At 68.0% G+C, this 2,779-nt stretch carries 3 protein-coding genes; all 3 read right to left on the bottom strand.

What is annotated here, in order from left to right; translation table 11 throughout:
- On the bottom strand, positions 1-510 hold a 510-nt coding region (locus QZ772_RS09385), incomplete at its 3' end, for an ATPase, T2SS/T4P/T4SS family (RefSeq protein ID WP_295525125.1).
- 79 nt (positions 511-589) lie between these two features.
- On the bottom strand, positions 590-1,423 hold the full coding sequence (dapD, locus tag QZ772_RS09390) for a 2,3,4,5-tetrahydropyridine-2,6-dicarboxylate N-succinyltransferase (RefSeq protein ID WP_295525128.1): 834 nt from the start codon (positions 1,421-1,423) through the stop codon (positions 590-592).
- A 34-nt stretch (positions 1,424-1,457) separates the two neighbouring features.
- On the bottom strand, positions 1,458-2,666 hold the full coding sequence (gene dapC / locus QZ772_RS09395; protein ID WP_295525131.1) for a succinyldiaminopimelate transaminase: 1,209 nt from the start codon (positions 2,664-2,666) through the stop codon (positions 1,458-1,460).
- Positions 2,667-2,779 lie beyond the last annotated feature (113 nt).

Genomic DNA, 2,779 nt, shown 5'->3' on the forward strand with positions numbered 1-2,779 from the left:
CTTGTTCTGGAAGGCGAATTCGATCGGCTCCTCGATGGTCAGGATGTGGCCCGGCGTGCTCTCGTTGCGCAAGTCGATCATCGAAGCCAGCGTGGTCGACTTGCCCGAGCCCGTGGCACCCACCATGAGGACCAACCCCCGGCGCTCCATGATCAGGGACTTGAGCACAGGGGGCAGCGCCAGCGTGTCGAAAGCCGGCACGGTGACGGGGATGAAGCGCACCACCACGGCGCAGCTGCCGCGCTGGCGCATCGCGCTCACCCGGAAACTGCCGACGTCGCGCAACGGCACGGCGGTGTTGAGCTCGCCCGTGCGCTCGAACTCGGCCATGCGCTTCTCGTCGATGATTTCGCGCAGCAGTTCCAGCGGCGCCGACACCGGCAGCACCTGCCCGTTGATGGGCATGCACTGGCCGTTGATGCGGATCAGCGCTGCCGCCTTGGGCGACAGGTAGACGTCGGACGCCTGGCGCTCGGCCATCAGGCGAAGAATGCGTTCCATCGTTCCCATGGCGACTCCAGATCGAATTCGGCGTTTGGTGGGGCTTGCAAGAAAAAGGCCGCCCGCGGGCGGCCGGTGCGCAACCGGATCAGTCGCGCAAGAGGTCGTTAAGGCTGGTCTTGGAGCGGGTCTGCGCATCCACCGTCTTGACGATGATGGCGGCGTAGGTGCTGTAGTCCTGGCCCGACTTGGTCTTCTTGGGCAGGCTGCCGCTGATGACCACGCTGCCCGAGGGCACGCGGCCGTAGCTGATCTCGCCCGTGTCGCGGTTGAAGATCGGCGTGCTCTGGCCGATGTACACGCCCATGCCCAGCACCGAGTTCTCTTCGACGATCACGCCTTCGACCACTTCCGAGCGGGCGCCGATGAAGCAGTTGTCCTCGATGATGGTCGGGTTGGCCTGCAGGGGCTCCAGCACGCCGCCCAGGCCCACGCCGCCGGACAGGTGCACGTTCTTGCCAACCTGGGCACAGCTGCCCACGGTGGCCCAGGTGTCGACCATGGTGCCTTCGTCCACGTAGGCGCCGATGTTGACGTAGCTGGGCATCAGGATGGCGCCCTTTGCGATGTAGCTGCCGCGGCGGGCCACGGCGGGCGGCACGATGCGCACGCCGGCCTGCTTGAGCTCGTCGGCCGACAGGTGCGCGAACTTGGTCTGCACCTTGTCGTAGAAGCCCAGGCTGCCGGCCTGGATCTGCTCGTTGTCCTTGAGGCGGAAGGACAGCAGCACGGCCTTCTTGACCCACTGGTGCACCGTCCACTGGCCGACGCCTTCGCGGCTGGCCACGCGCAGGCTGCCGTTGTTGAGCTGGACGATCACATGCTCCACCGCGTCGGCCACTTCCTTGGGCGCCTGGCTGGGGGAGAGGGCGGCGCGGTCTTCCCACGCGGCGTCGATGATCTGTTGCAGTTGCTGGGTCATGGGATCTTTTGATCGAAGAAAGAGGGGAAGCGGCTCAGGCCGAAGGTGCCTGGGTGGCGAATTCGGCGATGCGGCGCGCGGCTTCGGTGCATTCGGCGGTGTCGGCGACCAGGGCCATCCGCACGCGGCCGCGGCCGGGATTGCTGCCTTGCGCCTCGCGCGCCAGGTAGCTGCCGGGCAGCACCGTCACATTGTATTGAGCGTACAGGGCGCGGGCGAAGGCCGCATCGTTGCCGTTCCACGCGGCGGGCACGCCGGCCCAGAGGTAGAAGCTGGCGTCGGGCAGGCGGACGTCCAGCACCGACTCCAGGAGGGGCGTGACGGTCGCGAACTTGCGGCGGTACTGCTCGCGGTTGTCCACCACATGGGTCTCGTCGCCCCAGGCGGCGATGCTGGCGGCGGCCACGCTGCCGCTCATGGCGCTGCCGTGGTAGGTGCGGTAGAGCAGGAAGCGCTTGATGATCTCGGCGTCGCCGGCCACGAAGCCGCTGCGCAGGCCCGGGACGTTGCTGCGCTTGGACAGCGAGGTGAGCGCGATCAGCCGACGGAAGTCGCGCCCCAGCTTGGCCGCGGCCTCCAGCCCGCCCAGCGGCGGCTCGTCGCGGAAGTAGATCTCGCTGTAGCACTCGTCCGAGGCGATGACGAAGCCGTGCTCGTCCGAGAGCGCGAAGAGCTTTCGCCATTCCTCCAGCGGCATGACGGCGCCGGTTGGATTGCCGGGCGAGCAGACGTACACCAGCTGGGTGCGTTGCCAGACCTCGGTGGGCACGCTGTCCCAGTCCACCGCAAAGTTGCGGGCCGGGTCGCTCGGCGCGTACCAGACGTCGGCGCCGGCCAGCAGGGCTGAGCCCTCGTAGATCTGATAGAAGGGATTGGGCGAGACGACGATGGGCCGCGGCGTGAGGCTGCTGTCGACCACGGTCTGCGCCAGCGCGAACAGCGCCTCGCGCGAGCCATTGACCGGCAGCACCTGCGTGGCCGGGTCCAGCGCCAGGCCGTAGCGCTTCTTGAGCCAGTCCGTGAAGGCAGTGCGCAGCTTCAGGTCGCCGGCGGTGGCCGGGTAACCGGAGAGCGAATCCAGGCCGTCGATGAGGGCCTGTTTGATGAAGGGCGGGGTGGGATGCTTGGGTTCGCCGATGCCCAGGCTGATGGGCGAGTAGGCGGCGCTGGGCGTGACGCCAGCAAAGAGCTGCCGCAGCCGTTCGAAGGGATAGGGCTGCAGCCTGTCGAGCAGGGGATTCATGGGGGCGGATTATCGGCGTAGGCCGATGACCGGCGCACCCGGCCGCGCCAGCGCATCAGGCCAGGCAGGCGCCGTCGGCCAGCAGCTGGCGCCGCAGCGCCTGCACGTCGATG

It is taken from the genome of uncultured Pseudacidovorax sp. (assembly GCF_913773995.1).
Lineage (GTDB): Bacteria > Pseudomonadota > Gammaproteobacteria > Burkholderiales > Burkholderiaceae_C > Xenophilus.

Coding starts and splice junctions, on each gene's coding strand:
- dapC (WP_295525131.1), bottom strand. CDS start 2,666: ATGAATCCCCTGCTCGACAGGCTGCAGCCCTATCCCTTCGAACGGCTG.
- dapD (WP_295525128.1), bottom strand. CDS start 1,423: ATGACCCAGCAACTGCAACAGATCATCGACGCCGCGTGGGAAGACCGC.